The organism is Pantoea sp. B550 (assembly GCF_024158165.1).
In the GTDB taxonomy this organism is placed as follows: Bacteria; Pseudomonadota; Gammaproteobacteria; order Enterobacterales; family Enterobacteriaceae; genus Pantoea; species Pantoea alfalfae.
This window is the reverse complement of sequence record NZ_JAMYXI010000001.1, coordinates 391,165-416,213: the sequence shown is the minus strand read 5'-3', so window position 1 is coordinate 416,213 and position 25,049 is coordinate 391,165. Positions and strand designations below refer to the sequence as shown.

Annotated in this window: 21 protein-coding genes and 1 pseudogene; 13 read left to right on the top strand and 9 right to left on the bottom strand. The window is 55.1% G+C overall.

The genetic code is table 11. The annotated features are described in order from the left end of the window. Positions 1 to 3: 3 nt before the first annotated feature. The 9 genes and pseudogenes from NIM72_RS01965 to NIM72_RS01925 form a co-directional block, all read right to left on the bottom strand. On the bottom strand, positions 4 to 522 hold the full coding sequence (locus NIM72_RS01965) for a GNAT family N-acetyltransferase (protein WP_098050091.1): 519 nt from the start codon (positions 520 to 522) through the stop codon (positions 4 to 6). 10 nt (positions 523 to 532) lie between these two features. Then, positions 533 to 1,474, bottom strand: coding sequence for an ABC transporter substrate-binding protein (locus NIM72_RS01960; protein WP_161736790.1), 942 nt, complete (start codon positions 1,472 to 1,474; stop codon positions 533 to 535). An 11-nt stretch (positions 1,475 to 1,485) separates the two neighbouring features. Next, the gene (locus tag NIM72_RS01955) at positions 1,486 to 2,799 is read right to left on the bottom strand and encodes an LLM class flavin-dependent oxidoreductase (RefSeq protein ID WP_253418165.1); all 1,314 of its coding nucleotides are present in this window, start codon (positions 2,797 to 2,799) and stop codon (positions 1,486 to 1,488) included. Between the two features lie 80 nt (positions 2,800 to 2,879). Beyond that, a complete protein-coding gene (locus NIM72_RS01950) occupies positions 2,880 to 4,031 on the bottom strand; it encodes an amidohydrolase (protein ID WP_253418163.1) in 1,152 nt (383 codons plus the stop codon). Positions 4,032 to 4,050: 19 nt separating this feature from the next. Further along, complete coding sequence (locus tag NIM72_RS01945; RefSeq protein WP_222925740.1) at positions 4,051 to 5,049, bottom strand: MsnO8 family LLM class oxidoreductase; 999 nt, start codon at positions 5,047 to 5,049, stop codon at positions 4,051 to 4,053. Positions 5,050 to 5,576: 527 nt separating this feature from the next. Next, positions 5,577 to 6,041, bottom strand: coding sequence for a hypothetical protein (locus tag NIM72_RS01940; RefSeq protein ID WP_253418161.1), 465 nt, complete (start codon positions 6,039 to 6,041; stop codon positions 5,577 to 5,579). Continuing rightward, positions 6,038 to 6,400 carry a tlde1 domain-containing protein gene (locus NIM72_RS01935; protein ID WP_253418160.1) on the bottom strand — a complete coding sequence of 121 codons (363 nt, stop codon included), beginning with the start codon at positions 6,398 to 6,400 and terminating at the stop codon, positions 6,038 to 6,040. The genes NIM72_RS01940 and NIM72_RS01935 overlap by 4 nt, the downstream gene beginning before the upstream one ends. Beyond that, positions 6,400 to 6,860 (bottom strand): annotated as a pseudogene (gene tssD, locus NIM72_RS01930) (type VI secretion system tube protein TssD). The gene NIM72_RS01935 and the pseudogene tssD overlap by 1 nt, the downstream one beginning before the upstream one ends. Positions 6,861 to 7,269: 409 nt before the next feature. Next, positions 7,270 to 8,004: a GntR family transcriptional regulator gene (locus NIM72_RS01925; RefSeq protein WP_253418158.1), complete on the bottom strand. Its 735-nt coding sequence runs from the start codon at positions 8,002 to 8,004 to the stop codon at positions 7,270 to 7,272. 432 nt (positions 8,005 to 8,436) lie between these two features. On the opposite strand from NIM72_RS01925, the gene NIM72_RS01920 reads away from it, so the two are divergent. The 13 genes from NIM72_RS01920 (at position 8,437) to NIM72_RS01860 (ending at position 25,047) form a co-directional block, all read left to right on the top strand. Then, a complete protein-coding gene (locus NIM72_RS01920; protein WP_222925736.1) occupies positions 8,437 to 8,886 on the top strand; it encodes a PTS sugar transporter subunit IIA in 450 nt (149 codons plus the stop codon). Positions 8,887 to 8,933: 47 nt separating this feature from the next. After that, positions 8,934 to 9,206: a PTS sugar transporter subunit IIB gene (locus tag NIM72_RS01915; protein WP_003855084.1), complete on the top strand. Its 273-nt coding sequence runs from the start codon at positions 8,934 to 8,936 to the stop codon at positions 9,204 to 9,206. A gap of 38 nt (positions 9,207 to 9,244) precedes the next feature. Continuing rightward, the gene (locus NIM72_RS01910; protein ID WP_253418156.1) at positions 9,245 to 10,618 is read left to right on the top strand and encodes a PTS ascorbate transporter subunit IIC; all 1,374 of its coding nucleotides are present in this window, start codon (positions 9,245 to 9,247) and stop codon (positions 10,616 to 10,618) included. Between the two features lie 549 nt (positions 10,619 to 11,167). After that, entirely contained in the window at positions 11,168 to 12,730 is a 1,563-nt protein-coding gene (locus NIM72_RS01905; RefSeq protein WP_253418154.1) for an aspartate aminotransferase family protein, read from the top strand. 1 nt (position 12,731) lies between these two features. Next, on the top strand, positions 12,732 to 14,024 hold the full coding sequence (locus NIM72_RS01900) for a lysine N(6)-hydroxylase/L-ornithine N(5)-oxygenase family protein (protein ID WP_253418152.1): 1,293 nt from the start codon (positions 12,732 to 12,734) through the stop codon (positions 14,022 to 14,024). A 1-nt stretch (position 14,025) separates the two neighbouring features. After that, positions 14,026 to 16,380: a GNAT family N-acetyltransferase gene (locus NIM72_RS01895; RefSeq protein WP_253418150.1), complete on the top strand. Its 2,355-nt coding sequence runs from the start codon at positions 14,026 to 14,028 to the stop codon at positions 16,378 to 16,380. A 78-nt stretch (positions 16,381 to 16,458) separates the two neighbouring features. Next, complete coding sequence (locus tag NIM72_RS01890) at positions 16,459 to 17,688, top strand: MFS transporter (protein WP_253418148.1); 1,230 nt, start codon at positions 16,459 to 16,461, stop codon at positions 17,686 to 17,688. A 211-nt stretch (positions 17,689 to 17,899) separates the two neighbouring features. After that, positions 17,900 to 19,534, top strand: a complete 1,635-nt coding sequence (locus NIM72_RS01885) for a TIGR04028 family ABC transporter substrate-binding protein (protein WP_253418146.1) — start codon at positions 17,900 to 17,902, stop codon at positions 19,532 to 19,534. Between the two features lie 12 nt (positions 19,535 to 19,546). Next, entirely contained in the window at positions 19,547 to 20,488 is a 942-nt protein-coding gene (locus tag NIM72_RS01880; RefSeq protein ID WP_161736337.1) for an ABC transporter permease, read from the top strand. Continuing rightward, positions 20,485 to 21,330, top strand: a complete 846-nt coding sequence (locus NIM72_RS01875; protein WP_253418144.1) for an ABC transporter permease — start codon at positions 20,485 to 20,487, stop codon at positions 21,328 to 21,330. Before NIM72_RS01880 ends, NIM72_RS01875 begins: the two co-directional genes overlap by 4 nt. Further along, positions 21,327 to 22,946 carry an ABC transporter ATP-binding protein gene (locus NIM72_RS01870; RefSeq protein ID WP_253418142.1) on the top strand — a complete coding sequence of 540 codons (1,620 nt, stop codon included), beginning with the start codon at positions 21,327 to 21,329 and terminating at the stop codon, positions 22,944 to 22,946. Before NIM72_RS01875 ends, NIM72_RS01870 begins: the two co-directional genes overlap by 4 nt. Further along, complete coding sequence (locus NIM72_RS01865; RefSeq protein WP_222925728.1) at positions 22,943 to 23,950, top strand: putative FMN-dependent luciferase-like monooxygenase; 1,008 nt, start codon at positions 22,943 to 22,945, stop codon at positions 23,948 to 23,950. Before NIM72_RS01870 ends, NIM72_RS01865 begins: the two co-directional genes overlap by 4 nt. Further along, the gene (locus NIM72_RS01860; protein WP_253418140.1) at positions 23,947 to 25,047 is read left to right on the top strand and encodes an alkylhydroperoxidase domain protein; all 1,101 of its coding nucleotides are present in this window, start codon (positions 23,947 to 23,949) and stop codon (positions 25,045 to 25,047) included. Before NIM72_RS01865 ends, NIM72_RS01860 begins: the two co-directional genes overlap by 4 nt. The last annotated feature ends 2 nt before the right edge of the window (positions 25,048 to 25,049 follow it).

The following is a 25,049-nucleotide window of genomic DNA, read 5'->3' as shown; positions in this document are numbered from 1 at the left end:
TCCTTAACTCGCCTCAGCGACGTTATAAACGCCGATTACTTTAATAAAACGCAGTCGCCCGTCATGTGGCGGCTGGCCGTAACGCTCCAGATCGCCGCTCAGATCGAACTGTGGCTGATAGCCGTGACCGGTATAAAGCCGCACCGCCTCTGGCTGGCGAAAGCCGGTGGTGAGAAACAGCCGCTGATAGCCCGCCTGCAGCGCGCGCCGTTCCAGTTCCTGCAACACCACCAGCGCCAGCCCCTGACGGCGCAGATCGCTGCGGGTCCAGATGCGCTTCAGCTCAGCGGTCTGTGGGTCATAAGGTTTATAAGCGCCCATCGCAATGATTTCGCCGTCGCGTTCCAGCACAATAAACAGCCCCTGCGGCGGCAGATACCATTCCGTCAGCTCCTGCTCCTGCTCGTTACGGCGGGAAAAGAAGTCGCCATAACGTGCCGAATATTCACCAAACAGACCACCCAGAATCGGTTGCAGCTCGGGGGCCTCGGGCGAAACTTCGCGGAAAGTCGATTCACTCATGCTCAGCTCCTTAGTCGCCCAGCCCGGCGGGGTTAATTTCAGAACGATCGATATGCTCCACGCCTTCACCCCAGCGGTTCAGCACCTTCTGATAATCACCATTGCTGATGACGCCATTCAGCGCAGTGCTGATCGGTTCTGCAAGGCCGCTGCCTTTTTTCACCGTAACGGCAATGTGCGCCGCTTTTGGCCAGCCACCATCCACACTGCCGATCAGCCGGGTTTTACCGGTCAGTGCCGCTTTCCAGGCACCAATGACGTTAGGACCAAACCAGGCATCGGCCCGCCCCGCCTGCAGTGCCAGCGTCTGGGCGGCGTCATCTTTGGCGTAGATCGGGGTAAAGCCCTTCAGACCCTTTGCCTGATTCTCTTTATCCCACGCCAGCAGAATCGCCTCCTGATTGGTGCCGGATCCCACAATGATCCGCAATCCGGCAATGTCTTCCGCTTTGGTCAGTGACTTAATCGGGCTGCTGGTTTTGACATAGAAGCCGAGTGAGTCTTTGCGATAGGTGGCGAAGTCGAACTTCTCTTTGCGCTCTTTAGTCACGGTAATGTTGGAGATCGCCGCATCATACTTGCCCGAGGCCACACCCAGCGGCCAGCCTTCCCACGACGTCGGCACGACATTGAGTTTTAATCCCAGGCTATCCGCAACCAGTCGGGCAATATCCACCTCGCTGCCGAGCAAGGTTTTGTTGTCATCGGAAAATACCGTCAGCGGCGGAGAGTTCTGCGCCGCCACGGCCACGGTAAAGGAGCCCGGCACTACAAAGTGATGTCCCGCGGGCAGTTGCGCGATGGCGTCAGGATTCTTCACCGTATTAATCGGCGCTTTATTGGCTTCCAGGCTGACGCGCTGGCCGTTATAGGACACGCTGGTGCCTTCAGCCAGCGCATGGCTGCTGGCGGTCAGAATAAGCAGGGCAAGAAGACGCGATGTTTTTTTCATGACGCAGGCTCTTATTGTGAGGTGAACTGATTAACGGGTTGCTTCAGGGCGAAGCTGTCGCGCAGCGTACTGCCCGGGTAGTCGCGGCGCGTCAGGCCGCGAGCCTGCAGAATCGGCACCACGCGGTCAACAAACCGTTCAAAGGTGTCGGGTGTGCCGCCATTGATAATGAAGCCGTCTGTGGCGTGGGTTTCGAACCAGAGCTGCAGGCCATCCGCGACCTCTTCCGGCGTACCGTGAAACAGCGGACGTGGCGTTGCGGCTTCCAGTGCCGCCTGGCGCAGCGTATGGCCATGCTGCTGTGCTTTGCGTTTGATCTCGTCGGTGGTGCTGCGGAAGCTGTTCTGACCAATGTCGCCGATGTCCGGGAACGGCTGATCCAGCGGATATTGAGAAAAGTCGTGGTGGTCAAAGAAACGACCAAGGTAGTTAAGGGCATCGGTAATCGATACCAGCGCCGCCGTGGTCTGATACTGGCGCTCTATGTCTTCCGCATCATCGCCCACGATCACGCTGACACCCTGGAAGATGTGAAGATCCTCTGGCTGACGACCGTTCGCTACCAGCTGCTGTTTCACATCCTGATAAAACGCCTGCGCTTCTTCGCGGGTGGGCTGATGGGTAAAGATGGCGTCAGCATGACGCGCCGCCAGCTTTTTACCGTCGTCGGACGCACCCGCCTGGAAGATAATCGGACGGCCCTGCGGCGTGCGGGCGATGTTTAGCGGTCCCTGCACCTGGAAGAAGTCGCCATGATGATCGAGCGTGTGCAGCTTCGCCGGATCGAAGAACTGCCCGCTCTCCTTGTTGCGCACAAAGGCATCCTGCTCCCACGAATCCCACAAGCCTTTCACTACCTGCAGATACTCGTCGGCAATGCGGTAACGCAACGCGTGTTCCGGGTGTTTCTCGCGGGAAAAGTTTTTGGCGGAACCCTCCAGCGGCGAGGTAACAACGTTCCAGCCCGCACGCCCGCCGCTGAGGTGATCGAGGCTGGCAAACTGACGCGCTACCGTGAACGGCTCGCTATAAGAAGTGGAAACGGTGCCGACCAGCCCCAGATATTCTGTAACGCCCGCCAGTGCAGAGAGCAGCGTCAGCGGTTCAAAACGATTGAGAAAGTGCGGGATCGATTTCTCATTGATAAACAACCCGTCGGCAACAAACAGAAAATCGAGCTTGCCCTGCTCCGCCTTGCGGGCGATTTTTTTGGCGTACTCCAGATTAATACTGGCATCGGCCTGCGCCGCGGGATGGCGCCAGGCAGACATGTTTCCCGATGCGCCATGCAGAATAGTGCCCAGCCGAAGTTGTCTTGTGGTCATGATGCTCTCTCTTTTTTAGTCGTAGCGATGCCCGACGAGGGTTCTCAGAACCCCCGTGTTTTGGCGGGCTGCAGATGAATTCAGTTCAGAATGGCGTCCCGACATCGCGCATTGAGGTGTTGCAGCGCCTGGCGTGCCAGTCGGGCGAAGTAGTCGGCGGCGGGGGCAATCAGCGCCTCATCCGGGGTAAAACTGGCATGGTGCAGACCAAAATCACTGGCGCTGCCGATACTGACAAACGCGCCTGGCACCTGTTGCAGATAGAACGCAAAATCCTCACCCAGCAGATGCAGTTCGGCGGACTGCACCCGATAGCCAGCCTGCTGCGCGACGTCACTGCTGAAGGTTGCCCAGTGCGCATCGTTGATTAGCACTGGCGGGCCGGGATGCCAGCTCAGGGTCGCCTGCGCGCCATTGGCTTCAGCAAAGTGCTCAACCAGCGTACGCACCCGCTGTTCCAGTTCGGCACGCAGTTGTAAATCGTGCGTGCGGGCGGTGCCGCCAAACTCAACGCCGCCCGGCAATACGTTCCAGCTTTTGCCGCCGTCGATGCGGGTAATGCTCAGCACCAGACTGTCCAGCGCACTAAAGCTGCGGCTGGTGAGTCCCTGTAAGGCCTGGATGATCTGGCTGGCGGTGACAATACTGTCCACGCCCTGCTCCGGATACGCGGCATGTGCGCCTTTGCCGGTGACGCGAATAATAAATTTGTCCGTATTGGCGTAAAACGCCCCGCTGCGGGTAGCAAACGTACCAACAGGCAGTGAAGGCTCGTTGTGCATGCCGAAAATAGCCTGCACCTCATCCAGCACGCCCGCCTCGATAAACTGGCGTGCTCCGCGAGCAATCTCTTCAGCGGGCTGAAAGAGGATGCGCACCCGACCAGGCAACTGATCGGCCTGGTCGTTAAGCTGTAACGCCGCGCCCAGCATCACAGCGCTATGGAGGTCGTGACCGCAGGCGTGCATCACACCGGGATGACGGGAGTGAAAACGCACACCGCTCGCTTCATGGATTGGCAACGCATCGATGTCGGCGCGCAGGGCGATGACGGTCTCTCCGCTGCCAATTTCCGCCACAAGACCCGTCTCAAGGGGATAGTCGAGCAGCCTGATGCCCGACGCCTGCAACCAGCCCCGCAGCCGGGCGGTGGTGGCGAACTCCTGACCCGACAGCTCTGGCCAGGTGTGCAGTTCACGCCGCCATTCAATCAGTTGTGATGCATTGCTCATGATGACTCTCCACTCAGACTCAGGCTGCAACCAGATGATGTGTAGCCAGCAACTCCAGTGACTGCAGGCGGGCAACCGGCTCGGTAATCGGCGTGTCGATAACGAACTCATCAATGTCGAAATTATGGTGCAACGCATCAAGCTGGGCATGAACCTGTGCTGCGGTGCCTTTCAGCAGTGACGGTGTGCGCGGCTCAATCTGATAATCGCGATATCCACCCTGCCGCACATAGCGCTCAGCCTGTTCCAGACTCGCGACGTTAACGCCAGGTCCGCCTTTCACCGACACATGATAATGACGCAGCGTGGAAACCAGCAGGTCAGCCTGGGCGGGCGAGTCGGCCACCACTACCTGAACAGCCACCAGAGCGCGCTGGCCGTTACTGAGGTGAGAGAAAGTACTCAGTGCATGCTCCAGCAACTGGCGGTCGCCATTGAGATGAGCTGCAAAGACAAACTGCCAGCCCAGACTTGCCGCCAGCCGGGCGCTCTCTTCACTGGCGCCCAGCAAAAATCGGTTAGCAGGACGTGATGGCAGCGGCGTCGCGGCTAAACCTTCGACATCAGGCTGCGCCTGTGTGGGTTTAAGCCAGCTATCCAGCAGTTGAAGCTGTTCGGCAAAGCTCCCTTTTTTAGCCGCATCGACACCCTGTTGCAGTGCATGTGTGGAAAGTGGCAGTCCGCCCGGCGCTTTGCCGACACCAATATCAATGCGGCCCGGTGCCAGTGAGGCGAGCAGGTTAAAGTTTTCCGCCACTTTATACGGGCTGTAGTGCTGCAACATCACCCCGCCCGATCCGACACGAATATGGCGGGTCTGGGCAATGATCCAGGCAATCAATACCTCAGGTGAAGGACTGGCCAGCTGCGCGGTGTTGTGATGTTCCGCCAGCCAGAAGCGGTGATAACCCCACTCCTCTGCTAGCTGTGCCAACTGCAGCGTACGCTGCAGTGCTGCTACAGGCGACTCGCCCTGCAGCACGGGCGCCTTATCTAACAGACTTAATCGATATGCCATTCACCTGGTCCTTGTTCATTCCGGTTGCGGACCAGTGTGCTGCGCAGTCGATAATTGGTAAAACATCATATTGTTTTATGCTTTATTGAATTCGTCATAATGGGGAACAGTGAGAAGTGAAAGAGGGAAAACGGGCTCTGAAACAGGGAATCAGGCAGATATTTTGCGTATAACGTTTTTCGATGCCTGATATTCAGGTAAGTAAAATCGGCGAACTGGCAAAGGTCTGCAGAAAATCGTCTTACGTATGGAGAGATGACAGTTGTTATTAGCCGCGACTGCAGGAATTTCATTCATCAGGGATGGAGCATTATTGAGTCGACTCTTAACGGGGCAGAAAAATGAGACAGGAAAATAAGTCTTGTAAGCATTCGTACAAGTCAGAGGCTACACAGCATGTAGCCTCCGGAATACTGTTAACTGGCCGTAACCTGGCTGATCATTACGCCCTTGATTGTGCTGTTTTCACGATAATATTGAAGGCAATTCAACTGAGTAAATTCTCCGTATCGACGTGAATTATTGCATTACTGGTTAATTTTCCCTTCTGGCTTACTGGAGAACATCGAGAACAGAGTGTCTGAAGATGCGTTGAGTAAAGGGATGCCTGTAACAGAGACATTCAAATACCCTTGATATTCAGAACACTCTTTTTTCGTTCCCTCGCTCGCAATGGCTATCATCGTTAAGTCTCCCTGCCCCATCTCGTTATCTGAAATAAACCAGAAGTTTACATTTCTGGATGTCAGGCAGAACCACGATGCCTGATTATCGTGGTTAACTACAGCTCCGGTTTGTTTTGCAATGTCTTCAAGGCGGCTAAACTCCATGGCAAAAAGCCTGTCACCAATGATTACTTCGGGAACTAATTCTTTGCGTGTGTCGTGATAAGTGACTGATGATTTGTCATCATAATAACTGGCGCCGAAGCCAGTCATCTGAGCAGCCATCACAGCAGGAGAAAATATTGTAATGATAAGAAGTGATTTCATTTAACATTTAACTCCCTGTCACCACTTGCCCATATGCTTTTTCGTACACTGAGTGAAGCGATTATACAACCTTCAGATGAATCCAGTGGATGCTTCTTGCTTGCTCCATGAATACGAAACGCAGAGCGGCCACACATGGCATTGCTCAAAGCGGGTGTGAGATCGAGAATATATTTTCCGGTGTGAACTGAATTATGCGGAGAACCAATGGTATAATTACCCCTGGGTAGTGGGCCTTTGCTGCTTACACATTCCTGAGAAAAATCATTCTTATAACCTGTCGCCCCGGCGTAATCTGCGGTGTATGTTTCACCATTGCGGCTGAAGGTGTGTGATGTGACATCATATTCCCATGCCATTATCCCTTCCTCTCATTCCATGAATCAGAATAAATGACATTACCGTCCAGATAATGCCATGTAATTTTTTATAGGAAAAATCAATAAACTCAACATGATTGTGCCTGGCCCACTGGTGTTTTTTAACATCCATCATCAGGGAATCTACTTCTGTAACCTTAATGTTCTCAAGGCTGGTTCGAAAATACTCCTCCTCCTGTCCGTTATTATTTATTCTATAGAATTTAAATACTGCTGACTTTAGTGTCTGCCCCGTAGACAGGGCTTTGTAAAGCCAGGGAGAAGAACTATCAATTTCTTTCATAAATGAGAATGAACTATGTAAGCATTTTGCGGTGATTTTTCCGGTTAAAGTCTCTGTAGGTTGTTCAATAGAGTGCATTAGTTCGCTAACTTCTATACTTCCCTCTCTGCCTTTTACATCAACGCTTCCTTTTATGGTCTTACCACTATCATCCATAAGCCATAGCTAAACTGGAATAGCCATTACTAACTCCCTTTTATTATCAGACAGTGTAATAATCATCTGTTATATCTTTTTAGCAAGAGAGTATTGGAAGATTTTTTGATATCAATCAAGTGATGGCATTTCTTTGGGTTTTAGCGAAAAAACAAGTTAAGTCATCGAGTAATTACTCATGTAAATTAAAATCATAATGATATTGAACAATTTCATTTTTAGATGAAAGATCATTTTGTCTGATGATACCGAAAGCGGCTGATTAAAGCATGCTGCCTGGCATACTTGCTTACACGCCAAAGCGCAAACTCTATCCCGGAGTCAGCTGATTCAGGATCGCTTGCCTGTTGATGTCTGCGCAAAGTAATAGCGTTGATATACGTAAAAACAGGTGTCTAAAGCGTATTTTCTAAGGCCGTTGCGAGTTTTGTTTCAACGGGAAAAAGCGGGTGTTGATAAGCGCCACATTCACTTCACAGGGAACGCCGTCGTCGAGATAAACGGTTTCATTGAGCTGAATGACAGCATCCCCTTCCGCTAAATTAAGCAGAGTCAGCGTCTGTGAATCAGCGAGATTCACGGCCGTCAGATGCTGATCCCTGAGCTGCACTTTCTTACCGGTAACCTCTTCAATATAGCCATATTTTGAGACCTCCAGCTTGCTGAATTCCAGGCTATTAAACATATTCACCGGCAGGTGAATATGTTCCAGAGCCACGGGGATATCATCGAAACACATCAGGCGTAAAATTTTATAAATCTGATCGCTGTTTTTAATACGGAGCGCCTGCGCCATATCGGCTGAAGGGACTTTAATTATGCTGACCGAAATGATTTTCCTGACGCCTTTATGCCCCTTTCGTTGCGCCTGAAAATCAAACGGTGAAAGCACATGATATCTGTGCGCCTGACTGCTCACTTCAGTAGAGCCCACAAAGATACCTGAACCTTTGACGCGATAAATTCTCTGCTGCTCAACCAGAATACGTGTCGCTTCACGAACCGTCGCACGGGTAATGCCGATATTTTTTGCGATGGATATTTCGGTATCCAGCTTTTCTCCGGGGAGAAGGCCATTATCCTTAATTTTATTGAGGATGTAATCAACAACCTCTTTTTGCTTTTCTGTGATGCCATCAGCCATCGAATGTCTTCCTGTATGCGTGAAGGTGGAACGCCATCAATCCGTATCAGTACAGTTCTGCCTGACATTGCCGGATAAGTACTAATTCGGCGACCTGAATATGTGACCAACTTATCAAGTTGGCACTGATGTTAAGGCTATTCAGCGATATTTTGACTTTACAGGTTGTGTCCATACACATCGAGGGACATCATCAGGATGACTAGACATCTTCAACATGTACAGATGTGATGACGAAGATGAAATACAACCTTACGTCCACGGTCAGCAACGAACTTTCTCGTAACACTATGAGAAGAGGCTTTTTTAATCATCTTAAGCCCTTCATTATCCTGAGCTTCGGTTGTCAGCAGGCTCAGTTAAAAAGTGGTGAAGCAGGAGTTTTGAAAAACTGACTGTACATACTCAGGCATTTTGAGGGAGATCAAAGCGATGTCACACCTGGCGAAGTGGTTAAACAATGAGAAAGTCCAGTACGTTGAACGCGTTGCGGACTGGCAGGAAGCGATAGCGATAGCCGGGCGACCTCTGCTCAGTGAAGGCGCAATATCGCAGGATTATATTGATGCCATTATTCGACAGAAAGAGGAGATCGGTCCCTTTTTTGTTATCGCGCCGCAGATTGCCATGCCTCACGCGCGCCCGGAACAGGGCGCGCACAAACTGGGTTTGTCGATTGTGCTGCTGGGCACACCTGTAAATTTTGACTCTGAAGAGAACGATCCGGTAAAGGCGATTTTTATGTTTGCGGCACCGGACAGTAATAGCCATATCGAAATGATTTCCCAGCTGGCGGAAGTGCTGTCCGATGAAGAGATCATGGCTCGGATCTTTAATGCGAGCAGCCAGGACGCGCTCATGACGATTTTATCAGACGTCTGATCCGCCCGTTAAAAGCGACTTTTAATCAACAGTTAATGAGGTTTGATATGAAGATTATGGCAGTGTGTGGTTCAGGCCTGGGTAGCAGCTTTATGATGGAAATGAACATCAAAAAAGTGCTTAAAACAATCGGCGTTGAAGCGGAAGTTGAACATTCAGATCTTGGTTCTGTTACGCCTGATGTGGCGGATGTTTTTGTGATGGCAAAAGATATTGCCTACAGCGCAAACCTGCCGGAACAGAAGGTCATCATCATCAACAATATTATCGACCTGAAAGAAGTGGAGCAAAAAATACGCGAGTATTTTGAGAAAAACTGACGCTAATAATCAGATAAACGCCTTACCTCGAGGTTAATATGTTTACTCAAAATCTTTTGCAGTTCGTCGTCGATGTACTGAAAGTGCCCTCAATCCTGGTCGGACTGGTGGCATTTTTCGGACTGATTGCGCAGAAAAAGCCGTTTCCAGATGTGATTAAGGGCACGGTAAAAACTATTCTGGGCTTTCTGGTGCTGGCAGGTGGCGCGACCGTTCTGGTCGGTTCCCTGACGCCACTGGGCGACATTTTCAAACATGCGTTTGATGTTCAGGGCATCATTCCAAATAACGAAGCAATGGTCTCTATCGCGCTGGCTAAATATGGCGCGCCAACCACCATGGTCATGGCCTTCGGCATGGTTGCCAACATTGTGGTTGCCCGATTCACCCGACTCAAATATATCTACCTGTCAGGACATGTGACGTTTTACATGGCCTGTATGATCGCGATTATTTTATCGGTTGCTGGTTTTGAAGGTATTCAGCTTATTTATACCGGGTCACTGCTGTTAGGTATTCTGATGGCCACCTTCCCGGCTATCGCTCAGCCCTATATTCGCAAGATCATCGGAGGTGACCATGTCGCGCTGGCGCATACCGGGACAATAGGTTATGTCTTATCAGGTTGGATCGGCTCTTTAGTTGGTAAAGGTTCGAAATCCACCGAAGAGATGAATATGCCAAAAAACCTGAGTTTTTTGCGCGACAGTACAATCTCTATCTCCCTGACGATGATGATTATTTACTTAATCCTGTCGGTGTCTGCCGGTAAAGAGTACGTAGAGTCTAACTTCAGCAATGGTCAGAACTACCTCGTTTATTCCTTCATTCAGGCCATTACCTTTGCCGCAGGCGTCTTTATTATCCTGCAGGGCGTGCGTTTAATTCTGGCTGAAATCGTTCCGGCCTTTACCGGCTTTTCAGAAAAACTGGTGCCGGAAGCCAGACCCGCGCTCGATTGCCCGATTGTCTTCCCCTATGCGCCGAATGCGGTGCTGGTTGGCTTTATCTCCAGCTTTGTCGGTGGTCTGGTCGGACTGTTTGTCCTGGGTCAGCTGCATTGGGTCTTGATTCTGCCTGGTGTGGTTCCTCACTTCTTCTGTGGTGCGACAGCTGGCGTGTTTGGTAATGCGACCGGCGGCAAACGCGGAGCAATCTGTGGCGCCTTCGCTCATGGCCTGTTAATCACCTTCCTGCCTGTCGCCCTGTTGCCGGTGCTCGGACAGATTGGACTGACAAACACCACTTTCTCGGATACGGACTTTGGCGTAACAGGCATCCTGCTCGGTAATATGGCGCACTTTATGGATAAGGGAACCATTACCCTGATTATCACCGGCATTTTTGGCCTGCTTGTGGTTTATAACTTCATGGCCAAAAAGAAAGTTCCTGCTGAAACAAATGAAGTGTAATCAGCCGCTGTAATGCTAACCGGAAAAGGCCCTCCGCCTTTTCCGGTTTTTCACACCCGACCAGACTGACCGAACCCCCGGTATTCCCACACTTACTGGCTGCAGCGCGCCAATCCTGATATCGATTAAAGTCATTTCTCCCCTTTGTTTTGCCCGTACGCTGACGCACAACGCCACTGCTCCCCTCATTTCTGGTTCAACCCGGTCCTGATTTTCCATAAAAAAAGGACTATTCCGAACGTAAAAAGTGATCTGAGTCACATTTTCAACATTAGACATACTAATAAATAAAATTTAACAACAAAACATTTGAATGATAATGATTAACATTTACACTCTCATCCGCATATAACAAAGCGTTAAACGCTGCCAAATCCACAAATAATATGCGGTATTTTCTCTTTTTAAGGTGAAAACCCTAACCCACGTAATGGTCAGGGTTTTTATCTGGTTAGTTAGTTTTATGTTTACTGGAGTTGTTGAGCGGATTTCTAACGCTGCTGACGCGGTGTCGGCAGGGTCACTGATATTCACGCACAGGAACTGAAAATGCTTTTACGCTCATCCACTCAGACGGCACTGGACCTCGCGCCAGCCTCCAATGCCAGCGGAGCCGAAACGGCTATTTTTAACGATCAGCAACTGGCGGCCTGGTCGCAGCAGACTCAGGAGGTGCTGTCGCTGATGACGCGCACCGTTACTGGCGTAGAGAAGCCTTTCAGCGGGATTCTGCCCCACGAACTGGCGGCGGCGTTCAGCGATGTCGATCTCGATCGTCCGCTGGGCAATAACGATGACGCGCTGGCAGAGCTGAGTCAGCTCTATCTGCGTGACGCTGTCTGGTTCCACCACCCTAAATACCTGGCGCATCTGAATTGCCCGGTCGTGCTGCCCTCTCTGATGGCCGAGCAGATTATGGCGGCAGTGAACAGTTCGGTCGATACCTGGGATCAGAGTGCCGGCGGCACGCTGATTGAGCAGAAGGTGATCGACTGGACGCTGAGCCGTATTGGTCTGCCTGCCGGATCGGATGGGATCTTTACCAGCGGCGGCACCCAGTCCAATCTGATGGCAATGCTGCTGGCGCGTGACAGCTGGTGCGCGGAACATCATCCGGGGCATCTGATCAAACATCGCGGCCTGCCGGAGACAGCGCCGAAGTGGCGGGTATTTACCTCGAAACTCAGCCACTTCAGCATTCAGAAGTCGATGGCGATTCTGGGTCTGGGCTATGACGCGGTTATCGCCGTTGATCACGACGACCACTACCGAATGGATGCAAAATGCCTGGAAAAAGAGATCGTACGCTGCCGCAGTGAAGGGCTAATCCCGATTGCCGTAGTCGCCACCAGCGGCACCACAGACTTTGGCAGCATCGATCCGCTGCCCGACATCGCCCGTCTCTGTGACGATTACGGTCTCTGGATGCATGTTGACGCCGCTTACGGCTGCGGCCTGCTGGTTTCTGAGAATCATCGCGCACGGCTTAACGGCATTGAGCATGCTGACTCCGTCACTGTCGATTATCACAAATCGTTCTTCCAGACTGTCAGCTGTGGCGCCTTCTTTGTGCGCGACAGTCATGACCTGAAGCATGTCACGCACCATGCAGATTACCTGAATCCACTCAGCGCTCAGCAGGAAGGCACGCCCAATCTGGTGAACAAAAGTATTCAGACCACCCGCCGTTTTGACGCCCTGAAGATGTGGCTGACACTGCGTGTGATGGGCCCCGCGGCGCTGGGTGACGCCTTCGATACGCTGATAGATCTGACCCAGGCCACGCACCAGCTGTTAACGGCGCATCCTGCCATTGAAGTGCTGCATGCGCCTGAGCTGACGACCCAGATTTTCCGCTACGTTCCCGGCAAACATGCCAGCGACGCGCAGATCGACGAGATCAACGCTGCCATCCGTAAAGCGCTGTTCCGTTCCGGTAATGCGGTGATTGCGGGCACAAAAGTCGACGGGCGTCAGTATCTGAAATTTACCCTGTTAAATCCCACCACGACCACTGCCGACATTGAAGATGTACTGAGCCTGATTGCGCACTATGGCCGCGAACAGGTGCGTGCCTCTGCGCTGAGCGCGGCGAATCATGGAGAGATCTGAAATGAATAATCCTGTTTACGATTTTATTGGTATCGGCATCGGCCCGTTCAACCTGAGCCTGGCCTGTCTGAGCGAGCCGGTTGAGGGGCTGAATGGTCTCTTCCTGGATGAGAATCCGGGCTTTGACTGGCACACCGGCATGATGCTGGAAAATGCGCATCTTCAGACGCCGTTTATGGCCGACCTGGTGACGCTTGCCGACCCCACCAGCCCGTATAGTCTGCTCAACTACATGAAGGAAAAGGGAAAGTTATACTCTTTTTATATCCGTGAAGATTTCTTCCTGATGCGCAAAGAGTATAACCAGTACTGCCAGTGGGCCAGCTCGCGGCTCTCCAATCTGCGCTGGAACAGTCATGTCGAGTATGTCAGCCATGATGAGGCCACCGGGATCTATCACCTTCAGGTGACCGACACCCGAACGGGTGAAAAACTGCGCTATCAGGCGCGTCATCTGGTTCTCGGCACCGGGCCTAAAGCCTGGATGCCAGCGTGCAGCCAGCCGCATCGTCAGCGCCTGACGCACTCCAGCCACTATCTGGCTAACAAAGCAGAACTGCAGCAGAAGCGTTCAATTACCGTACTGGGCAGCGGCCAGAGCGCCGCAGAAATTTACTACGACCTGCTGACCGATATTGACCGCTTTGGTTATCAGCTCAACTGGATCACCCGCGCGCCGCGCTTCTATCCGCTGGAGTACACCAAGCTCACGCTGGAGATGACCTCACCAGAGTGGGTCGACTATTTCCACGCCCTGCCCGCCACCACCCGTGATGAGCTGAATGCGCGCCATAAGAATCTCTACAAAGGCATCAACAGCAGCTTAATCAATGACATTTATGACCTGATGTATGTCAAACAGCTCGACGGCGATCTCAACGTCAACCTGTTTACCCACTCGGCGCTGACCGCGATGCGCTGGCTGCCGCAGGGCGAATTCGAGCTGACGCTGCATCAGGAGGAGCAGGATTGCACCTTCACCCGTCGCACTGAAGGACTGGTGATGGCGACCGGCTATCACTATCAGCCACCGATGTTTTTAGAGGGCATTACCGCACGCCTGCGCTGGGATGACAAAGGCCGCTACGACGTGCAGCGCAACTACAGCATCGATCATCATAATCAGATTTTCGTACAGAACGCCGAACTGCATACCCACGGCTTTGTCACGCCGGACCTCGGCATGGCTTGCTACCGCAACTCTGTACTGCTGCGTGAACTGACCGGACGCGAGGTCTATCCGATTGAGCGCCAGATCGCCTTCCAGACCTTCCCGGCAAAATCGGAGCACTGAGATGAAATCACTAACACTGTTCAGTGCCGACCGCCCCGCAGGACGGTTTACCCTGAGACCGATGCTTGAGAGTGATGCGCCGCTAATCCACAGCTGGGTTACCCGCGATTACGCCCGCTTCTGGGGCATGCAGCAGCAGAGCCTGGAGCAGGTCGCGGCGTTCTACCAGACGCTGACGGCAACGGATCCCCATGCAGCGCTGATTGGCTGCTGCAATGATCAGCCCGTCTGCCTGATTGAGTGCTACCGCGCCGGTGACGACGAGGTTGGCAAGTTTTATCCGGCCGCGTCCGATGATTACGGCATGCATATTCTGATTGCCCCAGCCAGCCAGCCGATCAAAGCCTTTAGCTGGCAGGTCTTCACGCTGGTGATGGACTACATGTTCAGCCGTCCAGAGGTGCGTCGCGTGGTGGTCGAGCCAGACGTGCGCAATGAAAAAATTCACGTGCTGAATAAACGCGCCGGATTCCGCTACCAGCACACCATCGACATGGGCCATAAAACCGCCTGGCTGGCCTTCTGCCAGCGGGAAGATTATCAACACGCGTTACAGCAGGAGTCGCAGACCATGAACACCCTCTCATCACTGACAGACGGCACGCATCTGACGGGCGACCACTGGGCGCAGGCAAACCGCATGCTGATCCGCAAAGCAATTGCTGAGTTCTCGCATGAAAAAATCATTGCGCCGCAGGAAACGGGCGATGGCAGTTATCAGCTGGCGGTGCCGGGCGGTGAAGCAACTTACCATTTCCGGGCGTCGCGGCTGGCGCTGGATCACTGGGAGATCGACGCAGATTCCCTGCGCAAGCAGGAGAACGGTCACGCGCTGCCGCTGGATGCGCTGAAGTTTATCGTGGAGTTCAACGGTGAGATCGGGATTCCGCAGGCGCTGCTGGCAACTTACATGGAAGAGATCAGCAGCACGCTGTGCAGCAGCGTTTATAAGCTGCAGAAGAATAACCCCGACAGCCATGCGCTGGTCGCAGCTGATTTCCAGACGGTAGAAGCGGCGATGACCGAAGGCCATCCCTGCTTTGTTGCCAACAACGGACGTATTGGCTTCGATGCACAGGACTATCTGGCCTATGCGCCGGAAGCGGCCGCGCCCGTGCATCTTATCTGGGTCGCGGTCCACCGCCGCAACGCCCATTTCTCCAGCCTCAGCGAGCTGAGCTATGAGCAGCTGATGCGTGATGAGCTGGGCGACACTACCGTGGAACAGTTCAATGCGCAGCTGGTGAACAAAGGGCTGGCGGTGGAGGACTATATCCTGATGCCGGTGCATCCGTGGCAGTGGCAGAACAAACTGCTGACCGTGTTTGCGGCCGATATTGCCAGTCACGATATTGTTTATCTCGGCACCGGCGACGACGCATACCAGGCGCAGCAGTCCATCCGCACCTTCTTTAACCGCAGCCAGCCTGAAAAGCGTTACGTGAAAACCGCGCTGTCAGTACTTAACATGGGCTTTATGCGCGGCCTGTCGCCCTATTACATGGCGACAACACCCGCGATAAACGGCTGGCTGGAACAACTGGTGGCGGGCGATGACTGGCTGAAACGCTGTGATTTCCGCATCCTGCGTGAAGTTGCGTCGGTTGGCTATCACAACCGCTACTACGAGCAGGCCATCAAAGGCGACTCCGCCTATAAAAAGATGTTTGCTGCGCTGTGGCGCGATAATCCAGCCGCCAGCCTGCAACCAGGCCAGCGTCTGATGACGATGGCCTCTTTCCTGCACGTCGATCACCACCAGCAGCCACTGCTGCCCGCGCTGATCGCGGACTCCGGTTTACCTGCGAAGCAGTGGATTGAACGCTATCTGACCTGCTATCTCAGCCCGCTGCTGCACTGCTTCTACCAGCACGATCTGGTGTTTATGCCGCACGGTGAAAACCTGATCATGTTGCTGGAAAACAACGTGCCGGTCAGCGCCTATATGAAGGATATCGGCGAAGAGATCGCCGTGATGAACCCTGACGCGGTGCTGCCGGAAGGCGTGCATCGCCTGGCCGTCGAGGTGCCGGAGGAGCTTAAGTTGCTCTCTATCTTCACCGATGTGTTTGACTGCATCTTCCGCTTTATCAGCGCGATTCTCGATCAGTCAGAGACGCTGCCGGAAGACGATTTCTGGCAGGCAGTGGCGCAGTGCGTGAAGGATTACCAGCAGGCGCATCCGGAGCATGCGACTAAGTTCGCGCGCTATGACATGTTCGCGCCTGAGTTTACCCGCTCCTGCCTGAACCGCCTGCAGCTGGCGAATAACCAGCAGATGATCAACCTTTCCGATCCCGCCGAGAACCTTAAGTTCGCCGGTACGCTGGTCAACCCGATTGCCCGCTGGCGTTAACCGTTACACTGTCACTTAATAATTATGCGGTCACCCTGGTGGCCGCTTTTTTTAATGGTTTTATTGCAGGAATCTTTAATGGCTTCTTTTCAACCGCTGGCAACGCTGACCCGGCGACATCTGATCTTTCCGCTTTCTCTGGTGCTGTTCGAGTTCGCTACCTATATCGCCCATGACATGATCCAGCCCGGCATGCTGCTGGTGACCCAGGAATTTAAAGTCGGGCCAGAGTGGGTCTCCACCTCGCTCACTGCCTATCTGTTCGGTGGCATACTGCTGCAGTGGCTGCTGGGTCCGCTCTCGGATCGCATCGGGCGGCGTCCGGTACTGCTCAGCGGCGTGGCCTTTTTTATGCTCTCCTGCATCGCGACCCACTGGGTGCAAAGCATTGAGCAGTTTGTCCTGCTGCGGTTTCTGCAGGGGATCAGCCTCTGCTTTATCGGTGCGGTGGGTTACGCAGCGGTGCAGGAGGCGTTCACGGAGTCGCTGAGCATCAAAATGATGGCGCTGATGGCCAACGTCGCCTTGCTCGCCCCGCTGGCTGGGCCGCTGGCAGGCGCGGCTTTTCTGACCGTGGGAGAATGGCGCACCCTGTTCTGGCTGATTGGCGCGGTTGCGGCGCTGGCGCTGGCCGGGCTGTGGTATGCCATGCCTGAAACGGCGGGCGATCGTCAGAAACCGCTGTCGCTGCGATCGATCATCAGTGGTTACGCGGCGTTGCTGAAGGATCGTCAGGTGATGCGTGGTTCACTGGCTATCGGACTGGTCACCGTACCCTGCATCGCCTGGGTGGCGCTATCACCTGTGATTTTGATCCACGGCGCGCAACTTAGCCGCATCCACTATGCCCTGCTTCAGCTGCCGGTCTTTGCCGCGATGATTGCGGGCAATCTGATGCTGGGGCGATTGTCCAGCCGTCTGCCGATTGAACAGCCGGTACGGCTTGGTGCCTGGCCCGTGGTCTGCGGACTGGCTATTGCGGTGGTCGCTACTTTGCTGGATCCGCAAAGTTATCTATGGCTCACCGCCGGAATGAGTCTTTACGGCTTCGGCACCGGGCTGATTAATGCCGGACTGTATCGCATGACGCTGTTTTCAAGCAGCGCCGGAAAAGGCAGCGTGGCGGCAATGCTGGGTATGGTAAGCATCCTGATTATTGCGCTGGGCATTGAAGCCGCCAAAACCGCATATTTCAGCTTTGGAACCGGAGGCTTTAGCCTGGTGAACCTGATCTGCGGGCTGCTGTGGCTGGGACTGGTGAGTGCGTTCCTGCGTGCTGGACAACGTAAATTATGTGCCGAATTGTAATGACGCCCCTGCATGTCGTTAAGAAAATATAAATCCGCGGAATGGCAGATATTTATTTGCCATTCCGCATATTAAACATTCATAAAAACCCACCCACTCCCGCATTTATTATTTTCAGATAAGCTTTGACCAAATCGTTACTTTATCTGTGAGTTGCGTCATTCGATGATGATTCCGCCTGCTGAGGCAATTGATAACAAAGGAATTCACCATGACGACGTTATTTCCCCTTAAACCACGCGCACAGACGCTGGTTTTTACCTTACTTACTGGGATTCTCACCTTTAATGCAGTGGCCGCGCCGGTTAAAGGCGGCACGCTGATTTATCTTGAACAGCAGGCACATACCAACCTTTATCCGCCAGCCGGGGGCTTTTACCCTAATGGCGGCATTCTCAATCAGATCACCGATAAATTAACCTGGCAGAATCCTGAAACTTTACAGGTTGAACCCTGGATTGCGGAAAGCTGGACCACCAATGCCGATAAAACGGAATACACCTTTAAATTACGTCCGGGTGTGACTTTTTCTGACGGCACACCATTAGATGCCAACGCGGTGGCGAAAAACTTTGATACCTACGGGCTGGGAAATAAAGCGCTGCGCCTGCCGGTTTCGGAAGTGATTAATAACTACGACCACAGTGAAGTGATTGACCCGCTGACGGTGAAGTTTTATTTCAAAAAACCCTCGCCTGGATTTTTGCAGGGCACCGCCACCATTGGCTCCGGCCTGGTGTCGCTGAGTACCCTGGCGCGCAGTTTCGATCAGCTGGGTGATGCCCGGCATATCATTGGTTCCGGACCATTTGTGGTCAGTGATGAGAAGCTCGGTCGCGAAGTGGATCTGGTGGCGCGCAAAGCGTACCAGTGGGGCCCGAAAAACATCAGGCAGCAGGGTCCGGCTAACCTCGACGGAATTAAAGTGATTGTGACGCCGGAAGACAGCGTGCGCATCGGTGCGCTGCTGGCGGGCCAGGCGGGACTGATTCGTCAGGTGCAGGGTTATGATGAGAAGCAGGCGAAAGATCAGAACTTCCCGGTTTATGCCGCGCCGACCCGTGGCGTCAACGACAGCCTGAGCTTCCGTCCTGATAATCCGCTGGTGAGTGATATCCGGGTGCGTCAGGCGCTGCTGCACGCCACCAATGCGAAGCAGGTGGTTGAAACGCTCTTCTCTCCCAACTATCCGCAGGCAACCTCGGTCGTCGCGACCACCGCTGCCGGCTACGTCAATCTGGCGGACAAACTGACGTTTGATTTGGCAAAAGCGAAGGCATTGCTTGACCAGGCAGGCTGGAAACCCGGCGCAGATGGCATCCGTGAGAAAGCGGGTCAGCGGCTGGCGTTAACCGTCTATGAGTCCCTGCCGCAGCCGCAGAACAAAGAGGTGCTGCAACTGGTCGCGCAGCAGTGGCGACAGGCGGGGGTTGCCCTCACTGTGAAAGCCGGTGATGCAGGCAGCAAAACGCTGGATAACCTGGATCCTCTGAAAACGCCGCTGAATGTCACGGAAGTTGGCCGCGCCGATCCCGACGTGATTAAAAGCAGCTTCTACCCGGCTAACCGCGACAACCTGCTGCAGAAAGGCGGCTCCAGCGACAAAGTAAAAAACTTCCGTGATGACAAACTCAATCAGCTGCTGGTGGATGTCTCCTCCGAAGTTGATCCGGCAAAACGACTGCAGCTGACCGGTGATGTTCAGCGCTATCTGCTGGACCAGGCCTATGTGATTCCGATCTTTGAAGAGCCGCAGGTTTATGCGGGCGCGCCCTGGCTGAAGGGGGTCAGTTTTGAGGCGGTAGGCCGTCCGGCACTCTATGGTGCCTGGCTGGAAAAACAGTAACCGGAGGTGAGGATGCGCCACTATCTGCTGCAACGCGCCGGTCTGGGACTGCTGGTACTCTGGGCTGCCTTTACCCTGTCATTTGTGCTGTTGCAGGTGCTGCCGGGTGATGCGGTGCTGATAAAGTTTCAGAATCCGGATCTCGGCCTGAGTCCACAGCAGATTGCTGAAATGCGTCAGGCCTATGGCGCAGACAGCCCGCTGTGGCAGCAATATCTGCATACGCTGGCGGCGATGCTGCATGGTGACTTCGGCTATTCGGTGCAGGCGGGCGTACCGGTCAGTGAACTGCTGATCAGCAACCTGCCCGGCACGCTGCGACTGGCGCTGTGCGGATTTCTGCTGGCAACGCTGCTGGCTTTTGTGCTGGCGACCCTCTCCAGATTGCCCGCCCTGCGCTTCCTGCGGAATCTGCTGCAGTCCCTGCCCGCGCTGTTTATCTCCGTGCCGACCTTCTGGCTCGGCATCGCCCTGATTCAGCTCTTCTCATTCCAGCTGCGCTGGATCCCGGTCATCAATCCCTCGCCGTGGCAGGGACTGATTCTGCCCATTATCACCGTCGCGGTTCCAATCTCAGCGCCGCTGGCACAGATTCTGCTGCGCAGCATTGATGAGGTTTCCACCCGGCCTTTCGTGGCGGTGGCGCGTGCCAAAGGCGCCAGCGAGCACTATGTCCTGTGGCGGCACATCCTGCGTAACGCGATGCTGCCGGTGCTTACCGTGGCGGGTTTGCTGCTCGGGGAACTGATTGCTGGCGCGCTGATTACCGAAACGGTGTTTGGCCTGGGGGGGCTGGGTCAGCTGACGCAGCAGGCGGTGAACAATCAGGATGTGGCGGTGTTGCAGGCGGTGGTGATGATCTCCGCGCTGGGTTTTGTGGTGATCAACCTGCTGGTGGATCTGCTGATGCCGCTGTTTGATCCGCGCTTACAGCTCTTAAGAGGTGCAACATGAGTCTGGTTGATTACGCGGCCGCCCGGCAATCCGTCCCGTCCAGGCGTTACCGCTTCGCGCCGGGCCTGTGGCTGGCCCTATTCGTGATGGTGCTGGCCGTGCTGGCGGCCCTTTTCCCGGCCCTTTTTACCCAGGCCAACCCGCTGGAAGGCATCGCGGGCGCACAGCGGCTGGCACCGCAGGCCGGACACTGGCTCGGCACCGATCAACTCGGCCGCGATCTCTTTGCCCGCATCGTTTACGGCGCGTCACATTCCCTCTCTGCCGCCGTCATGTCAGTGGCCATCGGCCTGCTGGCCGGAACCGCGCTGGGCGTCCTGGCAGGCGCCACGGGCGGCAAAACTGAATCGATCGTGATGCGCGCCGTGGATGTGCTGCTGGCGATCCCGTCCCTGCTGCTTTCACTGAGCGTGCTGATTCTGCTCGGCTTCGGCACCCTGAATGCCGCGCTCGCAGTGGGCATCGCCTCCATTGCCAGCTTTGCCCGGCTGGCGCGGGCCGAAGTGGTGCGCATTCGCCACAGTGAATATATCGAGGCGGCATATGGCAGTGGCGGCCGCTTTTTCAGCGTGCTGTGGCGTCACATTCTGCCCAATGCACTGACGCCGGTGATCGCCTATGCCGCCCTGCAGTTTGGTCAGGCTATTCTGGCGCTGTCGACCCTGAGTTTTCTCGGCTACGGCACGCCGCCGCCGATTCCGGAATGGGGTCTGTTAATCGCTGAAGGCCGTAATTATCTGGCTACCGCCTGGTGGCTGACCACATTTCCTGGTGTGGTGGTAGTGGCTGTCGTGCTCGCTGCGAACCGCATCAGTCAGCAACTTTCAGGAGGACGCCGATGAGCGCTCAGCCGTTACTCGCCGTCAACAACCTGACGTTAAGCTATCGCCGCGGCAACCAGTGGCAGCCGGTGGTGAATAACGTCAGCTTCGAACTGCACGCCGGTGAGATGGTGGCACTGGTCGGCGAATCCGGTTCCGGCAAAACCACCACGGCACAGGCCATTATGGGCCTGATGGCAGAAAACGGCCGCCGCGAAGCGGGCGAAATCCGGCTCAACGGCGTTGATATCAGCCAGTGGTCACAGAAGCGCGTCGACTCGCTGCGCGGTGCGCGCATCAGCCTGGTGCCGCAGGATCCCGGCAACTCACTGAATCCGGTTAAAACTGTCGGCGAACAGGTGGAGGAGATCCTGCGCCTGCATCTGCGATTACCGGCAGCACAGCGCAAGCAAAGGGTCATTGATCTGCTGACCCGCGTCGGTCTCAGCCACCCGGAACAGCGGGTCAGGCAGTTACCACATCAGCTCTCAGGCGGCATGAAGCAGCGTGTTTTGATCGCTATCGCCCTCGCCCTGCAGCCGGAGATCATTATTGCGGATGAGCCGACCAGCGCACTGGATGTCACGGTGCAGAAGCGCATTCTCGATCTGCTGGATAACCTGCGGCAGGAGTCTAATACCGCCGTGCTGTTTGTCACCCATGACCTGGCGCTGGCAGCACAGCGTGCAGACCGCATCATTGTTTTTCGCCACGGTGAAATTCAGGAAGCGGGACGCACCGCCCAGGTCATCAGCGCGCCATCACATCCCTACACCCGTCAGTTACTGAACGATGCTGCGCCAGAGCGACCGGCCCGCGTAAAACCTGCGGCCGCCCGTTTTTCTGCTCCGGCAATTCGGGCAACCGGCGTGATGAAAAGCTTTTCGCTGGGTAAACAGCAGCGGTTACAGGCGCTGAATAACGTCAGTTTTCAGGTGGCACGTGGCACCACGCATGCGCTGGTCGGCGAATCCGGATCCGGAAAAACGACGCTGGCACGTATCATTCTGGGCTTTGAAACCGTCGATAGAGGCGCAGTGACGCTGAACGGCATTGTAGTCAATGGATTGCGCGGCGCGGCAATGCGTCAACTGCGCCGTAAGATCCAGGTTGTCTATCAGAACCCGTTTTCCTCGCTCGATCCCCGTCAGACGGTCTATGCGATTATCGAAGAACCTCTGCGTAACTTTGACCGGCTGAACCGCAGCCAGCGCCGCGAACGGGTGGAAGCGATCACCTCGCGGGTGGCACTGCCGCTCTCTCTGCTGTCACGTCAGCCGCATGAACTTTCGGGCGGTCAGCGGCAGCGTGTCGCCCTGGCGCGAGCGCTGATCTGTGAGCCTGAAATCCTGGTGCTGGACGAGGCGACGTCGGCGCTGGATGTCACGGTGCAGGCACAAATCCTCAACCTGTTGCAGCAGCTTCAGGCCGAACTGGGGCTGACTTATCTCTTTATTACGCACGATCTGGCGACGGTGCGACAGATTGCCGACAGCATCACCGTATTAAAAGCGGGCGAAGCGGTAGAGCAAGGTGACGTTGTCACAATATTCAGCGCACCTCAGCATCCCTACACGCGCGAACTGATCGGTGCGATTCCTCCGCTCATTCCGTTAACGCATAAGGAGTCAGCATGAGCCGACGTCTCGGATTTTTTACCCGACTGCTGGATAACGTCCCGGCTAAACAGCGCTATCAGTTGGCCACTGAGCAGATTCAGCATGCCGAGCACTGTGGCTTTGATACGGCATGGATTGCTCAACATCACTTTCATGAGGATGAGGGCGGACTGCCTTCGCCACTGGTTTTTCTGGCGCACGCCGCCGCCCATACCCGCACCATACGGCTCGGCACTGCCATCATCACGCTACCGATGGAAAATGCACTACGGGTCGCAGAAGATGCCGCAGTACTGGATTTGCTGTCGGACGGACGGCTGGAGATCGGGCTGGGTTCGGGCGGCACGCCGGACTCGTTTTTACCCTTTGGGCTGACGTCTGGCGAACGCGGCGCGGCATTTGCAGAGAATCTGCATACGCTGCTTAGTGCCTGGCGCGGTGATTCGCTGGGTCATCCTGATAATCATCTTTATCCTGCCGCGCCGCAGCTCGCCGGACGCGTGTGGATCGCCACCTTTTCGGTTGAGGGCGCAATCCGTGCCGGCCAGGGCGGACACGGTCTGATGCTGTCGCGCACCCAGCCACGGCCAGCAGGCCAGGCCGGACTTCCGCTCGATGCGCTGCAGAATCCGCTGATTGATGCCTATCTCGCGGCACTTCCGGCGGGAATTGAGCCGCGTATTCTTGCCTCCCGCACTGCATTTGTCGCGGATTCAGACCACTACGCGCGTCAGATCGCTGAACCGGGCATTCGCAAGCAGGCTGCTCAGTACCGTGGCGAAATACGCGGGGAAAGCTTTGATGACCTGCTGGCACAGTTTGATGCCCATGTTGGCGGCATCGATCAGGTCGCGCGCTCGCTGGTGCAGGACAGCGTGCTGCCTCGCGTCACCGACATCTCATTCCAGGTGCATTCAGCAGAGCCTTCGCATGCCGATACGCTGCGCTCGATTGAGCTGATTGCCGGACATATTGCGCCCGCACTTCGTGCTGCTGGCGAACCAGACAGGAGAATTTCATGAGTCAACCTGACGATTTGATTGCCACACTGGCGGATATCGACCCCGATTCCGGACTGGCCCACGCGCGCCAGACACGCCACGCCGCGACGCGCCATGCCCAGGGCAGCTACGAGGTGCTGTTCAGCCAGGGCGATGACGATTTTCCGTTAACCGAGCGGCGCCTTCTGGCGGCAAAGGTCGCAGACTGGCATGGACAGCCTGGTCTGCAGGCGCACTATCAGCCGCAGCAGCCCGTGCCCGATAGTGATCGGATTAGTGCCGCGCTGAATTTCGCGCATCGCCTCACCTTCGAGCCGGTTGCCGCCACACCTGCCGATCTGGAGGCGCTGAAGCAGGCGGGCTGGAGTCCGCGTGGCATTGTCACGCTGGCGCAACTGGTGGCGTTCGTCAGTTTTCAGAGCCGTTTAATCACAGGCCTGCGCAGCCTGCAGGGCCATGAAGCAGCGGTTGAAGCTGCACCGGTCGTCGCCGGTCACTGGCATGAGGCACTGCAGACCGCCAGCGGCAAAACGGCGCTGACCGCGTTTACGCAGCTGGAACTCGGCTGGGAACCGTGGCTGCCCGCCAGACCGCTGGCTGAATTCAGTGAGGAGGAGCAGGCGACGCTGGCAAAATTCGGTCACACCGATTCCGACTATTTCCGTCTGCTGGGGCGTAACCTGCCGCTGCTGGAGCAGCGTACCCTGACCGACAAAGGCATTTTCTATAGCGCTGGCGGGCTGCCGCGCGCCGAGCGTGAGCTGGCCGCCACGGTGGTCAGTAAGGTCAACGGTTGTATTTATTGCGCCTCGGTTCATGCGCGTAAAGCCAGCCAGCTTTCGAAGCAGGATGACGCAGTACAGAAGCTGCTGAATGTTGCGCCCGGCGCAGTGTTATCCCACGGACACACTGCCCGCTGGCAGGCGATCATCGCCTTTTCGGCAGCGCTGTCGCTGACCCCTGCGCAACCTGCCCAGTCGCAGATCGCTGCACTGCGTGAGCAGGGCCTGGATACGCTCGACCTGCTCGACCTGATTCAGTCCACCGCCTTCTTTGCCTGGGCCAATCGCCTGATGCTGACGCTGGGCGAGCCTTTTCTGCCGGAAAAACAGGGATAAAC